Origin of the sequence: Bordetella genomosp. 6, from assembly GCF_002119705.1 — a bacterium.
Taxonomy (GTDB): Bacteria; Pseudomonadota; Gammaproteobacteria; order Burkholderiales; family Burkholderiaceae_B; genus Bordetella; species Bordetella bronchiseptica_F.
The window spans coordinates 4,030,859-4,048,248 of sequence record NZ_CP021107.1 but is presented as its reverse complement, the minus strand read 5'-3'; the positions used below and the strand labels follow the sequence as shown (position 1 = coordinate 4,048,248).

The window sequence follows — 17,390 nt, the reverse complement described above, 5'->3', positions numbered from 1 at the left end:
CCCGCGCAGCCTCAGCTGAGCAGCGAGCGCGGCATGTTGACGATCATGTCGGCCACCCCGCGCGTGCCGTGCCCCGGGCTCATGTGCTCGAACATGGCCTTGGCCGCCTGGGCCGGCTGGTTGGCGAGCACCGCGTCGAGCACCAGCTGGTGGTGTCCGTAGGACGTCGGAATGCGTCCGACCGCGCCGAAGGCGTGCCGCCGATAGGCGCCGGTCTGGGTCCGCATGCGCAGGATCTCCTGGCGCAGGTAGGGATTGCGCGACCCCTTGTACAGCGCTTCGTGGAAAGCCAGGTTCATTTCCTGCCAGCCCACTTCGTCGTTGGCTTCGACGATGGCGGCGGCGTCCTCGTGCAGTTGCCTGAGCACGACGCGCTCTTCGTCCGTCATGCGCTCGCAGGCATAGCGGGCGCACAGGCTTTCCAGCTCGGCCAGCAGCTCCCACATGGACAGCAATTGCTGCACGTCCATCTTGGCCACCACCATGCCGCCGCGCGGCAGGCTGGTCAGCAGGCCCTGCGCCTGCAACTGCAGCAGCGCCTCGCGCACCGGCGTGCGCGACACATTGTGCTGCGCGGCCAGCTTGCCGTCGTCAACCTGGTCGCCCGGCAACAGCGTGCCGTCCTGGAGTTGCCGTTCGATGTCGATCCGAATTCTGTCGCTGACCTTCATTTTTCTCCCGCATCAGTAGAAACCCCGATATTTTTTTGGATGCGTCCATATAGATTAGCATGCTATAAAATATATCGAAGATGCAGTAAAAAATATTTATAAGGCTTTGGGAAATTCTCATCCAGGACGAAGGCCGCCGCATGCCAGCGGCGGTCCGCGCCTGTTCCCAAGGCGTCACATTAAGGATTCGCTGACCATGTCCGGCTCCAAGCCCCTGTCCCAGATTCGCGTTCTCGATCTTTCCCGCGTGCGCGCCGGCCCCGCGTGCGTGCGCATGCTGGCCGATTTCGGCGCGGACGTGATCCGCATCGAGCCGCCTCGCGGGGTCGACCCCAACGAGGCGATGTTCGCGGCCGACCGCATGAGCGGGGATTTCCAGAACCTGAACCGCAACAAGCGTTCGCTCACGCTGAACCTGAAGTACCCGCAGGGCCGCGAGATCCTCTACAAGCTGGTCGAGACCGCCGACGTGGTGGTCGAGAACTGGCGCCCCGACGTCAAGGCGCGCCTGGGGCTGGACTACGAGACGCTGCGCGGCATCAACCCGCGCATCATCCTGGCCAGCATTTCCGGTTACGGCCAGTCTGGCCCGTATGCGCGGCGCCCGGGTTTCGACCAGATCATCCAGGGCCTGAGCGGGCTGATGTCGATCACCGGCGAGCCGGGCGGCAAGCCCATGCGCGCGGGCCTGGCCGTGGCGGACGTGGGCGCCGGCATGTACGCGGCCATGGGCATCCTGATGGCGGTCATCGAGCGCCAGCGTTCCGGCCAGGGGCAGTGGGTGCAGGCGTCCCTGCTGCACAGCCTGATCGCCATGCTGGACTTCCAGGTGGCCCGCTACCTGAACGAGGGCGACGTGCCGGTCGCGGTGGGCAACGACCACCCGACCAGCTCGCCCATGGGCCTGTACCAGGCCAGCGATGGTCCGTTCAACCTGGGCTCGTCGGGCGAAGGCACCTGGCAGCGCCTGTGCCGCATCCTGGGCCGCGAGGACCTGGTCGAGGTGCCCGAGTACGGCAGCGAGAAGCTGCGCGTGCGCAACCGCGCCATGCTCAACGAGGTGCTGGCGCCGATCTTCGCGCGCCATGACGTGCAGCACTGGGTCCGGGTGCTGAACGAAGGCGGCGTGCCGGCCGGTCCGGTCTACACGATTCCGCAGGTCATCGCCGACGAGCAGGTGCGGCACCTGAACGTGGCGGTCACGGTGCCGACCAGCGTCGACCAGGACGTGACGGTCATCACCCAGCCGGTGGTGCTGTCGCGCACCCCGGCCGAGGTGACGGCCGGCGCGCCGCAATGGGGCGAGCACAGCGAAGCCATCCTGGCCGAGCTGGGCTACCAGCCTGCCGACCTCGAACGCCTGCGCGCGCAAGGGGTGTTCTGAACGGCCGCGCCGGCCGGCATCGAACGCAGTTCAACCATCATCGAGCAACGAGTCCACATACCATTCCCAGGGGAAAACGATGAAATACTGGAAAATACTTTGCGCCGCCGCGCTGGCGTGCGAGCTGATCGCGTTGCCCGGCCTGGCCGCCGCGGCCGATCCCGTGGTGCTGAAGTTCTCGCACGAGGCGCCCGAAACGCAGGCCAAGGGCCGCGCCGCCAACTACTTCGCCGAGAAGGTCGCGGAACTGAGCGGCGGCAGCCTGAAGATCGAGGTGTTCCCCAGCGCGCAGCTCATCCCCACCAAGGACGAGGTGCGCGCGGCCATGCGCGGGCAGGTCGACATCATCGCACCGCAGACCAGCTATTTCATCCCGATCGACAACAGCTGGGACGTTTTCTACATGCCCATGCTGTTCGACAACGCGCAGCAGGGCATGCGCATCGTGCAGGGCGAACTCGGCCGCGAGATGCTGGCCGGCCTCAAGCGCAACCGCCTGCACGGGCTGGGCATCTGGCATGACGGCCCGGGCTATGTGTTCGTGCGCGGCAAGCCGGTGGAAAAGCCCGCCGACCTGGCCGGCAAGAAGATCCGCATCTTCCCCTCGGCGCCGCTGGAGGCCGGCATACGCGCCGCCAACGGCATCCCGGTTTCGCTGCCCGCGCCCGACGTCTATGTGTCGCTGCAGCAAGGGCTGATCGAGGGCGTGGTGTCGGCGATCACGTTCGCCGCGCCCAGCCGCTGGTACGAGGTGGTCAAGGGCGGCACCCGCATGACGCTGTTCGTCGGCGGCTATGGCGTGGTGGTCAACGACCGCCGCTGGGAGTCGCTCAGCGAGGAGCATCGCAAAGTGCTCGAAGAGGCCATGCGCCTGACGGAGAAATGGAACTACGACCACACCGTCGAGAACATCGCGCAGTCCGAGAAGCTGATGACCGACAACGGCGTCACGTTCGCCGACCCGACGCCGGAAGAACTGGCCCAGTGGCGCGAAGTGATGAAGCCGGTCTACAAGAACCAGCCCGAGAACATCCGCCAGCGCATCGAACAGGTCGAGAAGCTGAAGGCCGCGATGGCCAAGTAGACCAGCTCCCGGGAAATCATCATGCTGACTTTGCTGCGCAGACTGGGCCGGGCCTGGGACACGGTCGAGCTGATGGTCGGGGGGGTCTTCCTGACCCTCTCGGTCATCCTGATCGTCACGGAGATCGCCGGCCGCAACCTGTTCGGGGTATCGATGGTCGGGGCCGACGAGATCGCCTCGTACATGGTCATCTGGAGCGTGTTCTTCACGGCGTCCATCGCCGCCAAGAAGAACATGCATATCCGCATCGACGTCATCTTCACGCTGGCCTCGCCCGCAGTGGGGCGGATGCTCGATATATTCGGCAGCCTGATGTCCGCCGCGTTCGCCGCCTACCTGACCTACTCGGGCCTGGTGCTGGTGCACGACAGCTGGATATTCGGCGAGACCACCATGACCATGCTGAGGCTGCCGCTGTGGGTGCCGCAACTCATCATGCCGATCGGCGGCTTCCTGCTGACCGTGCGGCTGGTCCAGCGCGTCGTCCACCTGCTCAAGACTCCCGCCTCGGCGCTGGTTTCGGAAGCCGTCCATAGCCCCACGGCCTAGCGCTCGATCTGAGAGAAAACCATGTTCGCTACTTTTTCGACGCTGTTCGCCGCGCTGGTGGGCGGCATGCCGGTGGCCTTCGCCCTGGGCGCCTGCGGCCTGGCGTATCTGCTGACCCAGAACGCCGCGGCCGACGCCCTGGCTTCGCAGCTGTTCGGCTCGCTGAACTCGTCCGGCCTGCTGGCCATTCCGTTCTTCATCCTGGCCGCCGAGATCCTCAGCCGCACGGGCGCCACCATGCGCCTGATCCACCTGATCGACACGTTCCTGCGGCACACCCGCGGGGGGCTGCTGGCCATCGCCGTCATCGCCACGGCGATGTTCTCGTCGATCTGCGGCAGCTCGGTCGCCACGGCCGCGGCCATCGGCACCGTGATGATCCCGGAAATGGTCAAGCGCGGCTATGACCGCACGCTGTGCGTGGGACTGATCGCCAGCGCCGGCGGGCTGGGCATCCTGCTGCCGCCCAGCGTGCCGCTGGTCGTCTATGGGATGGTGACCGAGAGCTCGATCGCCGGGCTGTTCGCCGCCGGCGCGGCGGTGGGCATCGTGCTGACCATCTGCCTGGTCATCGTGGCCTACATCTTCGGCTGCAAATCCGGCGTGGCGCCGCAGCCCAAGGCGAGCGCCGCCGAGCGCTGGAAGGCGTTCAAGGCCGCGCTGGGCGTGCTGCTGTCGCCGGTGATCGTGCTGGGCGGGATCTATTCCGGCATCTTCACGCCCATGGAAGCGGCGGCGGTCAGCTGCGTCTACGCGCTGGCGCTGGCGCTGTTCTATGGCCAGACGGCGCGCAAGCTGCTGGCGGTGCTGACCGACGCGGCCACCACGTCCTCGCTCATCATGCTGATCCTGGCCGGCGCGCAGCTGTTCGGGTATGCGATGACCAACGAACGGGTGCCGCACGCCATGTTCGACTTCGTGTCGTCGATGGACCTGTCCAAGGCCGGGTTCTACATCGGGGTGATGCTGTTCTTCCTGGTGATAGGGATGTTCCTGGAAGTGATCTCGGTCATCCTGATCACCATGCCCATCCTGCTGCCCATGCTGGCCGGATTCGACATCAATCCGATTTTCTTCGGTATCTTCGTGATCCTGAACATGGAGATCGCGGTGATCACCCCGCCCATCGGCCTGAACCTGTTCGCCATCAGCGCGATCAGCGAGGTGCCGGTGATGCGGGTGTTCCGCGGTTGCGTGCCGTTCGTGCTGCTGCTGTTCGCCTTCATGGTGGCCATGGTCTTCATCCCCGGCGTGCCGGAATTGTTCGACTACTTCTAGCCATGCAAACGGATCGCCCGCCGCTGTATGCGGTGAACCACTACCTCTGCCCGGCGGGCACGCCGCTGCCCGAGTTCGCGGCCCGCGTGGCCCGGGCCGGCTTCGGCGGCATCGGCCTGACCGCCGCCGCGCTGGACGAAATGCCTCTGCCGGCGATCGCGTCGCTGCTCGACGGCCTGGGGCTGCGCGTCTCGTCGGTCAACACCGCCGGGTTCTTCCGCGGCGGCGCGGCCGGCCAGGCCGGGCGCAACCTGCGGCTGCTGGAGGCGGCCGCGGCGCTCGACGCGGTGGCGTTGAACGTCATCGTGGGCGCCGACGACGAATCCGTGCCGCTGCAGCAGGCGCGGCAGGCGGTGGCGCGGGCGCTGGAGGGTTTTGGCGCGCAGGCGCGCGCGGCCGGCGTGCGGCTGGCGATCGAGCCGCTGAACCTCTCCAACGTTTTTTCCAAGAGCTGCGTCAACACCATCGCGCAAGTGGAGGCGCTGCGCGATGCCATTGGCGAAGCGACGATCAATGTCGATTACTTCCACCTGTGGGCCGACCCGGACCTGCCGCGCCTGCTGGGCGGCCAGGGCGTTCCCATCGGCCTCACGCAGTGGTGCGACGTGACCTGGACCGGCCATCCGGGCCAGGCGCGGCGCGCCCCGCTGGGCGCCGGCCGCCTGCCGGCCGCCGGATACCTGGACGGGCTGGCGGTGGACTGCCCCGTCGAGATAGAGCTTTTCATCGATCAACTTCCCGGGATGGACTATGCGCGGATCATCGACGATTCCGCGCGGCGTCTCGGCCTCAAAGGCGAGTAGAAACCATGGCAACCGCGATAGCTTCCGATGGCGTGCGTCTGCACTACGAAACGACCGGGGAGGGCACCCCCATCGTTTTCGTCCACGAGTTTGCCGGCAACCTGCGCAGCTGGGAGCCGCAGGTGCGGCATTTCGCGCGCCAGTACCAATGCATCCGCTTCAACGCCCGCGGCTATCCGCCCTCCGAGGTGCCCGAAAGCGCCTCGGCGTACTCGCAGGCGCAGGCGGTGCGCGACATCGTCGCGGTGATGGACGCGGCCGGCGTGTCCAGGGCGCACGTCGTCGGCCTGTCGATGGGCGGCTTCGCCGCCCTGCACCTGGGCCTGGCGCACCCCGAGCGCGCGCTGTCGCTGTGCGTGGCGGGCGTGGGCTATGGCGCCGAGCCCGGCCGCCGCGACCTGTTTCGCCAGGAGTCCGAAACCAGCGCGCGGCTGCTGCTCGAACTGGGCATGCCGGCCTTCGCCGAGCGCTATACCCAGGGCCCCACGCGCATGCCGTTCCTGCGCGCGGACCCGCTGGGCTTCGCCGAATTCGTCGCGCTCATGAAAACCCATTCGGCGCTGGGCTCGGCCAACACCCAGCTGGGCGTGCAACGCGAGCGCCCCTCGCTGTACGAGCTGGAGGAGCAGCTGGGCGCGCTGACGGTTCCCACGCTGATCCTCAACGGCGACGAGGACTGGCCCTGCCTGGCGCCGGGCCTGATGCTCAAGCGCGTGATCCCGTCGGCCGCGCTGAGCGTCATTCCCAACTGCGGCCATACCATCAACCTGGAGGCCAGCGAAGCCTTCAACCGCGTGCTGGGCGACTTCATGGTGCACGCGGCCAGCGGCCGCTGGCCGCAGCGCGATCCGCGCGCCATGGCCGATACCATCACCGGCATGTCGGGAGGCAAGTCTTGAACATCCTGGTCACCGGCGGGGCAGGCTTTGTCGGCCTGAACATCGTGGAGCGCCTGCTCAAGGCGGGCGCAAGCGTCGTGTCGTACGGCAGCGAGACGCCGCCGCCCCGGGTCATGGACTATCTCGGGGCGCTGGGCGGACGGTTCGAGGCGGTGCAGGGCGACGTGCGCGACGGCGCGCGCATCCGCGCCGTGTTCGCGCAGCACGGGATCACCGACGTGGTCCACGGCGCGGCGATCACCGCGGGCCTGGAGCGCGAGCGCGCCCAGCCGCACGCCGTGATCGAGGTCAACCTGCTGGGTACGCTGGAGGTGCTGTCGGCCGCCGCGTCGTGCGGCATCCGGCGCGTCGTGCAACTGGGCACGGGCTCGGTCTACGGGGCGCGCTGCCGCACCGACGGCCTGCTGGATCCGGACCAGGATCCGCCGGTGCCGGATTCGCTGTACGGCGTGACCAAGTACGCGGCCGAGCGGCTGGCGTGCCGCTACCGGGCCCAGCACGGACTGGACGTGGTGGTGGCGCGCCTGGGCGTGGTGTTCGGCCGCTGGGAGCACGACACCGGCGTGCGCGACACGCTCAGCATCCCGTACCAGATCCTCGGCCAGGCCCGCGCGGGCGGGACCGCCGCGCTGGCGCGGCAACTGCCGGACGACTGGGTCTACGCCCCCGACGTCGCGCAGGCCGTGCACAAGCTGCTGCTGGCGCGCGAACTGGGCCGGCCCGTCTACCAGATCGGCACCGGCGGGCGCTGGTCGGCGCAGCAGTGGTGCGAGCTGGTGCGGGCCCGCTTCCCGGGCTTCGAATACCGTTTCGTGGATACCCCGGAGCAGGTCAACGTCGGGCGCCAGACGCCCACGCCGCGCGCGCCGTTCTCCATCGACGCGTTGCGCGACGAGGTCGGCTACCGCCCCGAGTACGACGCCGCGGCCGCGCTGGACGATTACCTGGCCTGGCTGGCGCTGGGCCTGTACGCCACCGGGCCGAACGCCGCGCAACAAGGATGACGGACATGAACCCAGTGGGATCGAAAGCCGGCGGCGAGACCGGCGGCCTGCTCATGGGCCTGGTCGCCGTGGCCATCTTCGCCATGTCGCTGCCCATGACGCGGCTGGCGGTCGGGGACGTCTCCGCGCCGCAGCTCTCGCCGGTCTTCGTCACCTGCGCGCGCGCGGCCCTGGCCGGCTTGCTGAGCATTCTCTACCTGCTAGCCATCCGCTCGCCGCTGCCCCCCAGGCGGGTGCGCATGTCGCTGTTTGCCAGCGGCATGGGCACGGTGGTCGGTTTTCCGCTGTTCCTCGCGCTGGCGCTGCGCTACGTGGACGCCATGCAGGCCGCGGTGTTCACCGGCGTGCTGCCGCTGGCCACGGCGGTGTTCGGCGCCATCCTGTTCCGGCAGCGTCCCTCAGCCGCGTTCTGGCTGTGCGCCGTGGCAGGATGCGCCCTGGTGCTGGCGTTCGCCCTGTATCGCGGCAACGGCCAGGTCGGTTATGGCGACCTGATGCTGCTGGCGGCGGTCATCGTGGGCGCCATCGGCTATGTCACCGGAGCCAAGGCGTCGGCGGCCATGTCGGCCGGCGAGGTCATCAGCTGGATACTGGCCGTCACGTTCGTGCCGATGCTGGCCGTCAGCCTGGCCTATTGGCCGGCCGACGCGGTCTCGTGGAAGGCCTGGGGCGGGGTCGGCTACCTGGGCGTGTTTCCCATGTGGATCGGTTTCTTCATCTGGTATCGCGCCATGACGGTGGGGGGCGCGGTGCGCGTGAGCCAGGTCCAGCTGCTGCAGCCGTTCCTGGCCCTGCTGTTCGCCGTGCCCATCGTCGGCGAGTCGCTCGACGGGCTGACCATCGCCTTTTCGCTGGCCATCATCGCCATCGTCTACCTGGGCAAGCGCGCCCGGGTGAATTAAGCGGCGGCGCTGGATACGGCGCATCCCGGCGAGGGCGTTGTCGGGCGGCATCGTTCCAAAAAAAGGACTATGAGATCGAATTTGCGTAACTAGTCGGTTGATCGTTCCATTTTTATTATGTGCGGACCGTTACTTTTCGCGCCTTCCGGGGCGCATCTCTCCAGGAGAAAGTCATGTCCGTACCCGCCAATTTCAACGGCCAGCGTCCCGTCATCGATCCCGCCGATTCGGTGATGCTGCTGATCGACCACCAGAGCGGCCTGTTCCAGACGGTGGGCGACATGCCGATGCCGGAGTTGCGCGCCCGCGCGGCCGCGCTGGCCAAGATGGCCACGCTGAGCAAGCTGCCCGTCATCACCACGGCCTCGGTGCCGCAGGGCCCCAACGGCCCGCTGATTCCGGAAATCCACGCCAACGCCCCGCATGCCCAGTACGTGGCGCGCAAGGGCGAGATCAATGCCTGGGACAACCCCGAGTTCGTGGCGGCGGTCAAGGCCACCGGGCGCAAGACGCTCATCATCGCCGGCACCATCACCAGCGTATGCATGGCTTTCCCGTCGATCAGCGCGGTGGCCGATGGCTACAAGGTCTTCGCGGTGATCGACGCCTCGGGCACCTATTCGAAGATGGCGCAGGAGATCACCCTGGCCCGCGTGGTGCAGGCCGGCGTCGTGCCGATGGACACGGCGGCGGTGGCTTCCGAACTGCAGCGCACCTGGAACCGCGCGGACGCCCAGCAGTGGGCCGAAGTCTACACTCAGGTGTTCCCCGCCTACCAGTTGCTGATCGAAAGCTACGTCAAGGCGCAGGACGTGCTGAAGAACAACGAAATCCTCGATTCCCAGCGCTGAGGGACGGCAGGCATGAGCGCCTGTCCCTGGGGGACAGGCGCCGCGACGCCGGCATGACGGCGCGCGCCAGGACCTGCGCGGGCCTGCCGCCGCCGGGCGCGCCTGGCGGATATCCAGACGGGAGAAGAGCCTGGAAAACCTCAACGATCTCTATTACTTCGTGCAGGTGGTGCGCCACGGCGGCTTCGCGCAGGCCGGGCGGCTGCTGAACATTCCCAAGTCGCGCCTGAGCCGGCGCGTGGCCGCGCTGGAGGAACGGCTGGGCGTGCGCCTGGTGCACCGCTCCAGCCGCAGTTTCTCGGTGACCCACATCGGCCAGGAGTACTACGCCCAGTGCCAGGCCATGCTGGCCGGCGCCGAGGCCGCGCAGGAAGTCATAGACCGCGTCCACGCCGAGCCGCAGGGCATCCTGCGCGTGACCGCGCCGCCCGCGCTGATCCAGGGCGCGCTGGCGCAACTGGTGGCGCGGTTCATGATCCAGTGTCCCAAGGTGCATGTGCATCTGAAGAGCCTCAACCGTCCGGTGGACGTGCTGAGCGAGGGGTTCGACCTGGCGGTGCGCGTGCGGTTCGGGCCGGTCGAGAGCAGCGAGCTCATCATGAAGCCGCTGGGCGTCGCGCGCCAGCGGCTGGTGGCCAGCCCGCGCCTGCTGGCGCGGGGCGCGGCCATTCGCGGGCCAGAAGACCTGGCGCGCCTGCCGTCGGTGGTGCTGGGCACGGAACTGCGCGAAGGGCGCTGGGACCTCGAAGACGACCAGGGCCGCCGCTTTGCCGTGGCCTTGCGGCCGCGGCTGGCGACCGACGACGCGGCGGCGCTCAAGGCCGCGGTGCTGGCGGGCGTGGGGGTCGGCGCGTTGCCGCTGGTGATGATGCGCGAGGAATTGCGCGCCGGCGCGCTGGTGGCCTTGTGCGAGCCGTGGCAGCCGGTGCCCGGCCAGGTGCACGCGGTCTTTCCTTCGCGCCGCGGCGTGATGCCCGCGGTGCGCGAGCTGCTGGAGTTCCTGGGCAAGGAGTATCCGCGCAGCGACGACGGGCGGCTATGATGCACGGGGCGCGCATCGCCGCGCCGCCATGCCCGTATTCGCCGAGTCGTTGCCGTGTCCCCAGCCCAGCCCCTGTTCCGTCCCGCCGTGCCCGCCGACGCGGCGCGCTGCCACCAGATCGAGATTTCCGCCTACGAGGGCGACGAGGCGGCCACGCGCGAGAAAATCGCCCGGCGCATCGCGCTGTATCCCGAGGGCTTTCTCGTGATGGAGCTCGATGGCGCGATCATCGGCTTCATCAACAGCGGCTGCGCCCATGAGGTCGTCATGTCCGACGAGGCCTTCAAGGAGCTGGTCGGGCACGATGCCCAGGCGCCCAATGTCGTGATCATGTCGGTGGCGATCGATCCCGCCTGCCAGGGGCGCGGCTACGCCACGCTCATGATGCGCGCCTTCGTCGCGCGAATGCGCGCGCTGGGCAAGCGCACGATCCACCTCATGTGCAAGCAGCGCCATGTCGCGCTGTACGAACGCCTGGGATACCGCTATGTGAGGCCGTCCGCCTCGGACCATGGCGGCATGGCCTGGCACGAAATGATCATGCCCCTCTGACGCCGCGCTTGGGGCGCGCCGCGCCCTGGCTGGGCCCGATACTTGCTGGCGCACTGCGGTGGCGGTTCCGGCGTCCGCGTCCCTGTGGCAGGCGCGCCGGATCGCCGCCTTCGAACCGCGCACTGCCGCGCGATCAAAAAGGAGCACGCGCCATGTTGGGAACCATCTTGATAATCCTGTTGATCCTGGCCCTGATCGGGGCAGTGCCGGCCTGGCCCTACAGCCGCGGCTGGGGTTATACGCCCAGCGGGTTGCTGGGCGTGGTGCTGGTTGTCCTGATCGTCCTGCTGCTCATGGGCAGGATCTAGCCGCGCCGCGCGCGGCGCCGCGACCGCCCGCCGGGGCCGTTCAGATGGCGCCGCGCGCCGACAGGCCGGCAATGCTTGCTTCGCTCAGGCCCAGCAGCCCGCCCAGCACTTCGGCGGTATGCTCGCCCAGCGCGGGGGCCGGCGCGATCGGCCCGGCCGGGGTGGCCGAGAACCTGGGGCCGACGCCTTGCATTTTCAGCGGCCCCAGGCGCGGCGTGTCGACCGTGACGATGTTCTGCCGCGCCGCATAGTGCGGGTCGGCGAAGATGTCGGCGATCGAATAGGTGGTGGCATGGGCGATGCCCTGTGCCTGCAGGGCCGCGAACACGTGCCCGGGGTCGTTGTCCTTGATCCAGGCGGCGACCGTGCCGTTGAGTTCGCCGATGTGCTGCCAGCGCAGTTCATGGGTGGCGTAGCGCGGCTCGGACGCCAGCGCGGGCTGGCCCATGGCGGCGCACAGGCGCGCGAACATGGCGTTGTTGGAGACCGTCAGGATGAGAAAGCGCCCGTCGCGCATTTCGAAGGTCTCGCCAGGCGCCGCGGCGAAATGCACATTGCCCTGCCGCTGGCGCACCGTACCCAGGCGGTCGTGGGCGGTCGCCAGCACATCGGTGAAGCGAAACACCGATTCGTACAGCGCCAGGTCGATGTGCTGCCCCGGGCCGTCGCAGGCATCGCGCCGATAGAGGGCCATCATCAGCGAAAACGCCCCGAACAGCGCCGACTGGTAGTCGGCCAGCGAGTTGCCCGATTTCAGCGGCGGCCGGTCCGGGTAGCCGGTCAGGTGCATCAGGCCGCCGAAGGCCAGGGCGATGCGGTCGTACGCCGCCCGGCTCGCGTTCGGCCCGGTCTGGCCGAAGCCGGAAATGCTCAGCATGACGATGCGCGGATTGGCCTTGGCCAGCTCGGCGTAATCCAGGCCCCACTTCGCCAGCGTGCCCGGGCGGAAGTTCTCGACCACGGCATCGGCCTGCCGGGCCAGGTCGCGCAGCAGCGCCTGGCCCTCGGGCTGGCGCAGATCGAGAGTGACCGATTTCTTGTTGCGTCCCTCGACGTTCCAATACAGGCTTTCACCCTGCTCGAAGGGGCCGATCTGCCGCAAGGTATCGCCCGTGCCGGGCTGCTCGATCTTGATCACCTCCGCGCCGAAGTCGGCGAGCAGGGTGCCCACCACGGGCCCGGCGATCATGGTGCCCAGTTCGAGGATGCGCAGCCCCGCGAGCGGACCGCTGCGAGCCGGGGTGGTCGTGTCTTTCATCATGCTTGGCTGCCGATGGCTACCTGCGGCCAGGCGGCGCGTTGCCGCGCTCGCCCCGCATGCCGCAGGAAATGAGATTGGAGAAAATGCGCGCCACTTGCTCGCCGGGGATCGGGCCTTCCGGGTTGAACCACAGCGGGATCTGGTTGATCGCGCCCATGAAGAACGCGACGACCAGGCCGGGATCGTTGTCCGCGATGTCGCCGTCGGCGATGGCCTCGTTCACCCATTGGCGCAGGGCCGAATCGAATTGGCGGCGCCGCTTGAGGATGGCCAGCCGCTCGGGTTCGCGCAGCGACGTGGCCGGTTCGGTCAGGACGGCGTAGCTGCCCAGCTCGCCGTTGATCAGGCTCACATACCGGAACACGAACTCGCGCAGCCGCCCGAACGCGGTCGCCTGCGCGGCGCGGGCTTCGTCCATGGCGCGGTCGCCCAGGTCGAGCGCGAAGTTGTGGCACTCGAACAGGATTTCGTTCTTGTCCTTGACGTAGTAGTAGAGCGCCGGCTTGGATACGTGCAGGGCGCGGGCGACGTCGTCCAGCGAGGCGTTGTGGTAGCCCAGCCGGCTGAACGACTTGCCTGCTTCGCGAATCAGGGCGCGCCGCTTGACCTGGAACATTTCGTCGCGCGATGGAAGGTCTGCCCCCCACTTGGAGTTTGCTGGTTTGCGAGCCATGTCGGATGCCGTAGTCAGAAGAAAGCAAAGGGCAAAGATACACCAGGCTGTCAGCGGACCACGGCATGTGCTGGCTCACTCCAGGCTGCCGCGGGCCTTGGCCTGGGTTACCACCTTTTCCCACATGGCCGCTTCGCCGCGCTGGAACTGCAAGGCCGCGGCGGGCGTGCCCGGCGCCGGCTCGAAGCCGCGGTTGCGCAGCGCTTCCTGCGTGGCGGCTTCGCCCAGGAATGCGTTGGTGGCGGCATTCAGGCGCGCGATCACGGCATCGGGGGTCCTGGCCGGTGCGTACAGGCCCAGCCAGGTATCGACCGCATAGCCGGGCAGGGTGGCGGAGGCCGAGGGCACTTGCGGCAGCTCGCGCGAGCTGCCCGGGCTGGCGATGGCCAGGGCGACCAGGCGCCCGGCGCGGATGTGCGGCATGGCCGAGATGGTGTTGGTCACCATCAGGTCGATCTCGCCGCTGGCCAGCGCCGTTTCGGCCTGCGACGCGCCCTTGTAGGGGATGTGCGTGAGCTCGATGCCGGCGGCCTGCTGCAGGAATTCGGCGCCCAGGTGCAGCGCGCCGCCCTGGCCATTGGAGCCGAATTTCAGTTTGTCCGGGTTCTGCTTCGCGTAGCGGATGACGTCGTCCAGGGATTTCAGGCCGGATGCGCTGCTGGCCACGAGGACGGTCTCGGCATGGGCCAGCAGGCCCACCGGACGGAAGTCGTGCTCGAAATCGTACGGAACCTTGGATACGAGCGGATTGACCACGGCCACGCTGCTGGGTGCCAGCAGCAGGGTGTAGCCCTCGGGATCGGCGCGCGCGACGTGCTGGGCGCCGATCGAACCGGTAGCGCCGGGCTTGTTCTCGACCACGACCGGCTGGCCAAGGGCCTGCGTCAGGTGCTGGGCCAGCAGGCGCGCCAGCACGTCGGTGGCGCCGCCGGGCGACATGGGTACGACGACGGCGATCGATTTCGACGGGAAGGCGTCGGCATTGGCCAGGGCCGGCGCGGCGCAGGCGGCCAGCGCCAGTGCGAATAGGCGGCGCAACGCCAGGCGCCTGGCCAGTATTTGGCGAAAGTCATGGAACACGGTTGTCTCCTGTGGGTATTGTCTTGGCAAAGTGTGTCGGCAAAGGCCGGGGTGCTGCGTCAAAGATGAAGAATCGTCGCCACGGCCACGGCGGCGTCGCCGCCCAGCTGCCCGCCGTTGTTCTCGGCCAGTCCCACCTTGGCGTGTTCGCGCTGGCGCGCGCCGGCCTCGCCGCGCAATTGGTGGGTCAGTTCGACCAGTTGGGCCACGCCGGTCGCGCCGATGGGGTGGCCGCGGCTGAGCAGTCCGCCGCTGGCGTTGACCGATACGCGGCCGTTGAGATCGGTCGCGCCGCTGCGCAGCAGGTCCACGCCGCCGCCTGGCGCGCACAGCCCGAGGTTCTCGTAGTGGATCAGTTCGGCCGGCGCCGAGGCGTCGTGCACTTCGGCCACATGGATCTCGGACGGGGCGATGCCGGCTTGCCGGTAAACGGCCTGCGACACGCGGGTGGCGCAATTGGGCTGGTCGGCGTCGTCCAGCGCCGTCACCAGTGTCGAGCCGCCTACCCAGACCGGGCGGGCGCCGGTCAGGCCGGCCAGGGCGCGGGCCGAGCACAGGACGATGGCCGCGGCGCCGTCACCGATCGACGAACACATCGGCAGCGTCAGCGGATCGCTGATCATGCGGCTGGCCAGCACTTCCTCGATGGTGGTTTCCTTGCGGAACTGCGCGTTGTCGTTGCGCGCGCCGGCCCGCCGGCTCTTGACCACGATGCGGGCGAAATCCTGCGCGGTCGCGCCGGTGGCGCGCATGAATTTGCGCGTCTTTTCCGCATAGATGTCCATGAAGATCGTGCCCGAGCCGGACCCGATATGCTCGGGCATGGGTTCTTCCAGGTCGACCGCCTTGCCGAAGGCGCCGAACGACACGCTCTTGTCGGGGTGGGAAAGTTTCTCGGCGCCCACGACCAGCACGATGTCGGCCTGGCCGCCCTGGATAGCCTGCCAGGCCAGGTGGAAGGCGGTGCTGCTGGAGGCGCAGGCGTTCTCGACGTTGAAGATCGGCTTGCCCGCCAGGCCGGTGTGGCGCAGGGCTGCCTGGCCACGGATCATTTCCTGGCCGGTGATCAGCCCGGCCGCCGCGTTGGCGAAATAGACCTGGTCCACCTGCGCGGGCGCGATCCCGGCGTCGCCGAGCGCATCGCGCACGGCGGCCTCGGCCAGGCTGCGCGTCGAGCGGTCCAGGAACTTGCCGAAGGGGGTCATGCCCACGCCTATCACTGCTGTTCTTTGAGTCATGGTTTGCCTAGGTGAAAGAGGATGCGCGTTCAACGGCCCTGGAAGCGGGGCGGGCGTTTCTCGCGGAATGCCGCCAGCCCTTCGGCGCGATCGAACGACAGGCTGTGCAGGTGGTTGAGTTCGCGCTCGCGCCGCATGGCCACGGGCGCGGGCTGATCGGCGGCGTCGTTGAGGGCGCTTTTCATGCGAGCGATGACCAGCGGGCTCTTGCTGGCGATCTGGCCGGCCAGTTGCGCGGCGTGCGCGGCCAGCTGGTCGGCGGGCACCGCGCGCGCGACCAGGCCCAGCGCCACCCACTCGCTGGCCGGCAGCGACTGGCCGGTGAACATGACGTACTTGGCGTTGCCGATGCCGATGCGGCGGGGCAGCCGCACGGTCGCGCCGCCGCCGGGGAACATGGCGTAGTTGGCGTGGGCGTCGCCCAGCCGCGCGCTATCGGCCGCGAGCACGATGTCGCAGGCCAGCACCAGCTCCAGGCCGCCGGCGACGGCGATGCCGTTGACGGCGGCGATCACGGGCTTGGCGCTCGCCTCGATCAGCTCGGTCAGCGCGGCGATGGCGCGGATGAACGGGACATTGCTGCCGTGCTCCAGGGCGCGGCGCTCGGTTTCCTTGAGGTCGGCGCCGGCGCAGAAGGCGCGGCCGGCGCCGGTCAGGACGATGGCGCCGATTTTCGGGTCGTCCTGCGCCTGGCCGACGGCCTCGGTCAGCGCGGCCACCAGCGCGGCGTTCAGGGCGTTGAGGGCCTGCGGCCGGTTGAGCGTCAACCAGCGCACGCCGTCTTTGGTTTCGATGATGAGTTCTTCCAAGCCAGCCTCGCTTCGCGTACAATTTTACTTTGAAGTAAACAACTATACTTAATATTCAAAGCAAGTCAAGGAGAGGTGTCGCATGAATTATTTTTCGCTCGAAGGACGCAACGTGCTGGTGACCGGCGCGGGCCAGGGCGTGGGCCGCGCCATTGCGCTGGCGATGGCGGGCCACGGCGCCGGCGCGGTGGTGGTCAACGATTTCCATGCCGAGCGCGCCGAGGCCGTGGCGGCCGAACTGCGCGCGCTGGGTTGCCGGGCGCTGGGCGTGCAGGCCGACGTCACCGACCGGGCCAGCGTCAAGCGCATGTTCGACGCCATCAGGCAGGCATTCGGATCGCTGCATGTACTGGTGAACAACGCCGGCAACGCCGGCCCGGAGGCGGTGAGCGCGGACCTGCCGAAATTCTGGGAGAGCGAGGAAGCCGATTGGCAGAAATGGATCGGCACCAACTTCAATGGCGTGCTCAACTGCTGCCGCGAGGCGATTCCCTTTCTGATGGAGCACCAGGCCGGGCGGTTGATCACCATCGTCTCGGATGCCGGGCGCGTGGGCGAGTCCGGCTATGCGGTGTATTCCGGCGCCAAGGCCGGGGCCGCCGGCTTCATGCGCGCCATGGCCAAGGAGCTGGGCCGGTTCATGGCGACGGCCAATTGCATCGCCCTGGCCAGCGTCGAAACGCCGGGGCTGGCGCAACGCAATGCCGACCCGGAGCTGGTGCGCAAGAAGCTGGCCAAATATGTGATCCGCCGCCAGGGCCGGCCCGAAGACGCCGCCGGGGCGGCGGTGTTCCTGGCGTCCGATGCGGGATCATGGATCACCGGGCAGACGCTGCCCGTCAACGGGGGGTACTCGTTCAACCAGTGGGGGGGGGGGGGGGGGCTGCCTGCTGGTGCCTTGTATCTTTCCTCCGGTGGTGATTAGCTATCACCACCGCGCGCCGATGACCGCGAGTTGGTGCCCAAAGCGAGGACTTTGTGGGACAGATAGCGGCTCGGTTG

General features: G+C 68.3%; 19 protein-coding genes. 13 read left to right on the top strand and 6 right to left on the bottom strand.

Annotation, left to right across the window (positions count from 1 at the left end):
- Window positions 1-11: 11 nt before the first annotated feature.
- The gene (locus CAL11_RS19075; RefSeq protein ID WP_086093869.1) at window positions 12-671 is read right to left on the bottom strand and encodes a GntR family transcriptional regulator; all 660 of its coding nucleotides are present in this window, start codon (window positions 669-671) and stop codon (window positions 12-14) included.
- 196 nt (window positions 672-867) lie between these two features.
- Between CAL11_RS19075 and CAL11_RS19070 the strand changes: the two genes are divergently transcribed.
- The 12 genes from CAL11_RS19070 to CAL11_RS19015 all read left to right on the top strand — a co-directional run bounded on the left by CAL11_RS19070 (window position 868) and on the right by CAL11_RS19015 (window position 11,327).
- Complete coding sequence (locus tag CAL11_RS19070) at window positions 868-2,055, top strand: CaiB/BaiF CoA transferase family protein (protein ID WP_033461780.1); 1,188 nt, start codon at window positions 868-870, stop codon at window positions 2,053-2,055.
- A gap of 79 nt (window positions 2,056-2,134) precedes the next feature.
- Window positions 2,135-3,139, top strand: coding sequence for a TRAP transporter substrate-binding protein DctP (gene dctP, locus CAL11_RS19065; RefSeq protein WP_068925186.1), 1,005 nt, complete (start codon window positions 2,135-2,137; stop codon window positions 3,137-3,139).
- Between the two features lie 21 nt (window positions 3,140-3,160).
- The gene (locus CAL11_RS19060; protein ID WP_033461776.1) at window positions 3,161-3,688 is read left to right on the top strand and encodes a TRAP transporter small permease; all 528 of its coding nucleotides are present in this window, start codon (window positions 3,161-3,163) and stop codon (window positions 3,686-3,688) included.
- 21 nt (window positions 3,689-3,709) lie between these two features.
- Entirely contained in the window at window positions 3,710-4,966 is a 1,257-nt protein-coding gene (locus CAL11_RS19055) for a TRAP transporter large permease (protein WP_033461775.1), read from the top strand.
- 2 nt (window positions 4,967-4,968) lie between these two features.
- Window positions 4,969-5,769, top strand: coding sequence for a sugar phosphate isomerase/epimerase family protein (locus CAL11_RS19050; RefSeq protein ID WP_086093868.1), 801 nt, complete (start codon window positions 4,969-4,971; stop codon window positions 5,767-5,769).
- Window positions 5,770-5,774: 5 nt separating this feature from the next.
- On the top strand, window positions 5,775-6,668 hold the full coding sequence (locus tag CAL11_RS19045) for an alpha/beta fold hydrolase (RefSeq protein ID WP_033461773.1): 894 nt from the start codon (window positions 5,775-5,777) through the stop codon (window positions 6,666-6,668).
- Window positions 6,665-7,672: an NAD-dependent epimerase/dehydratase family protein gene (locus tag CAL11_RS19040; protein WP_086093867.1), complete on the top strand. Its 1,008-nt coding sequence runs from the start codon at window positions 6,665-6,667 to the stop codon at window positions 7,670-7,672. The genes CAL11_RS19045 and CAL11_RS19040 overlap by 4 nt, the downstream gene beginning before the upstream one ends.
- Complete coding sequence (locus CAL11_RS19035) at window positions 7,669-8,574, top strand: DMT family transporter (protein ID WP_086093866.1); 906 nt, start codon at window positions 7,669-7,671, stop codon at window positions 8,572-8,574. Before CAL11_RS19040 ends, CAL11_RS19035 begins: the two co-directional genes overlap by 4 nt.
- 173 nt (window positions 8,575-8,747) lie before the next feature.
- Complete coding sequence (locus CAL11_RS19030) at window positions 8,748-9,425, top strand: isochorismatase family protein (RefSeq protein ID WP_068925192.1); 678 nt, start codon at window positions 8,748-8,750, stop codon at window positions 9,423-9,425.
- 130 nt (window positions 9,426-9,555) lie between these two features.
- Window positions 9,556-10,467, top strand: coding sequence for a LysR substrate-binding domain-containing protein (locus tag CAL11_RS19025; protein WP_086093865.1), 912 nt, complete (start codon window positions 9,556-9,558; stop codon window positions 10,465-10,467).
- Window positions 10,468-10,521: 54 nt separating this feature from the next.
- Window positions 10,522-11,019, top strand: coding sequence for a GNAT family N-acetyltransferase (locus CAL11_RS19020; RefSeq protein ID WP_086093864.1), 498 nt, complete (start codon window positions 10,522-10,524; stop codon window positions 11,017-11,019).
- A 152-nt stretch (window positions 11,020-11,171) separates the two neighbouring features.
- Window positions 11,172-11,327, top strand: a complete 156-nt coding sequence (locus CAL11_RS19015; RefSeq protein WP_033461765.1) for a DUF3309 family protein — start codon at window positions 11,172-11,174, stop codon at window positions 11,325-11,327.
- A gap of 40 nt (window positions 11,328-11,367) precedes the next feature.
- Here CAL11_RS19015 and CAL11_RS19010 read toward each other — a convergent pair whose 3' ends face one another.
- From CAL11_RS19010 to CAL11_RS18990, 5 genes are all read right to left on the bottom strand, one after another.
- A complete protein-coding gene (locus tag CAL11_RS19010; RefSeq protein ID WP_086093863.1) occupies window positions 11,368-12,588 on the bottom strand; it encodes a CaiB/BaiF CoA transferase family protein in 1,221 nt (406 codons plus the stop codon).
- A 16-nt stretch (window positions 12,589-12,604) separates the two neighbouring features.
- Entirely contained in the window at window positions 12,605-13,261 is a 657-nt protein-coding gene (locus CAL11_RS19005; protein ID WP_244172838.1) for a TetR/AcrR family transcriptional regulator, read from the bottom strand.
- A 75-nt stretch (window positions 13,262-13,336) separates the two neighbouring features.
- Window positions 13,337-14,341, bottom strand: coding sequence for a tripartite tricarboxylate transporter substrate binding protein (locus CAL11_RS19000; RefSeq protein ID WP_086093861.1), 1,005 nt, complete (start codon window positions 14,339-14,341; stop codon window positions 13,337-13,339).
- Window positions 14,342-14,400: 59 nt separating this feature from the next.
- Entirely contained in the window at window positions 14,401-15,579 is a 1,179-nt protein-coding gene (locus CAL11_RS18995; protein ID WP_033461758.1) for a thiolase family protein, read from the bottom strand.
- A 29-nt stretch (window positions 15,580-15,608) separates the two neighbouring features.
- On the bottom strand, window positions 15,609-16,388 hold the full coding sequence (locus tag CAL11_RS18990) for an enoyl-CoA hydratase/isomerase family protein (RefSeq protein ID WP_086093860.1): 780 nt from the start codon (window positions 16,386-16,388) through the stop codon (window positions 15,609-15,611).
- Window positions 16,389-16,470: 82 nt separating this feature from the next.
- On the opposite strand from CAL11_RS18990, the gene CAL11_RS18985 reads away from it, so the two are divergent.
- Entirely contained in the window at window positions 16,471-17,313 is an 843-nt protein-coding gene (locus CAL11_RS18985) for an SDR family NAD(P)-dependent oxidoreductase (RefSeq protein WP_086093859.1), read from the top strand.
- Window positions 17,314-17,390 lie beyond the last annotated feature (77 nt).

Excerpts from the sequence above, each read along its gene's own strand:
- CAL11_RS19075 (WP_086093869.1), bottom strand. The coding sequence starts at position 671 with ATGAAGGTCAGCGACAGAATTCGGATCGACATCGAACGGCAACTCCAG.
- CAL11_RS19070 (WP_033461780.1), top strand. The coding sequence starts at position 868 with ATGTCCGGCTCCAAGCCCCTGTCCCAGATTCGCGTTCTCGATCTTTCC.
- dctP (WP_068925186.1), top strand. The coding sequence starts at position 2,135 with ATGAAATACTGGAAAATACTTTGCGCCGCCGCGCTGGCGTGCGAGCTG.
- CAL11_RS19060 (WP_033461776.1), top strand. The coding sequence starts at position 3,161 with ATGCTGACTTTGCTGCGCAGACTGGGCCGGGCCTGGGACACGGTCGAG.
- CAL11_RS19055 (WP_033461775.1), top strand. The coding sequence starts at position 3,710 with ATGTTCGCTACTTTTTCGACGCTGTTCGCCGCGCTGGTGGGCGGCATG.
- CAL11_RS19050 (WP_086093868.1), top strand. The coding sequence starts at position 4,969 with ATGCAAACGGATCGCCCGCCGCTGTATGCGGTGAACCACTACCTCTGC.
- CAL11_RS19045 (WP_033461773.1), top strand. The coding sequence starts at position 5,775 with ATGGCAACCGCGATAGCTTCCGATGGCGTGCGTCTGCACTACGAAACG.
- CAL11_RS19035 (WP_086093866.1), top strand. The coding sequence starts at position 7,669 with ATGACGGACATGAACCCAGTGGGATCGAAAGCCGGCGGCGAGACCGGC.
- CAL11_RS19030 (WP_068925192.1), top strand. The coding sequence starts at position 8,748 with ATGTCCGTACCCGCCAATTTCAACGGCCAGCGTCCCGTCATCGATCCC.
- CAL11_RS19015 (WP_033461765.1), top strand. The coding sequence starts at position 11,172 with ATGTTGGGAACCATCTTGATAATCCTGTTGATCCTGGCCCTGATCGGG.
- CAL11_RS19010 (WP_086093863.1), bottom strand. The coding sequence starts at position 12,588 with ATGATGAAAGACACGACCACCCCGGCTCGCAGCGGTCCGCTCGCGGGG.
- CAL11_RS19005 (WP_244172838.1), bottom strand. The coding sequence starts at position 13,261 with ATGGCTCGCAAACCAGCAAACTCCAAGTGGGGGGCAGACCTTCCATCG.
- CAL11_RS18995 (WP_033461758.1), bottom strand. The coding sequence starts at position 15,579 with ATGACTCAAAGAACAGCAGTGATAGGCGTGGGCATGACCCCCTTCGGC.
- CAL11_RS18985 (WP_086093859.1), top strand. The coding sequence starts at position 16,471 with ATGAATTATTTTTCGCTCGAAGGACGCAACGTGCTGGTGACCGGCGCG.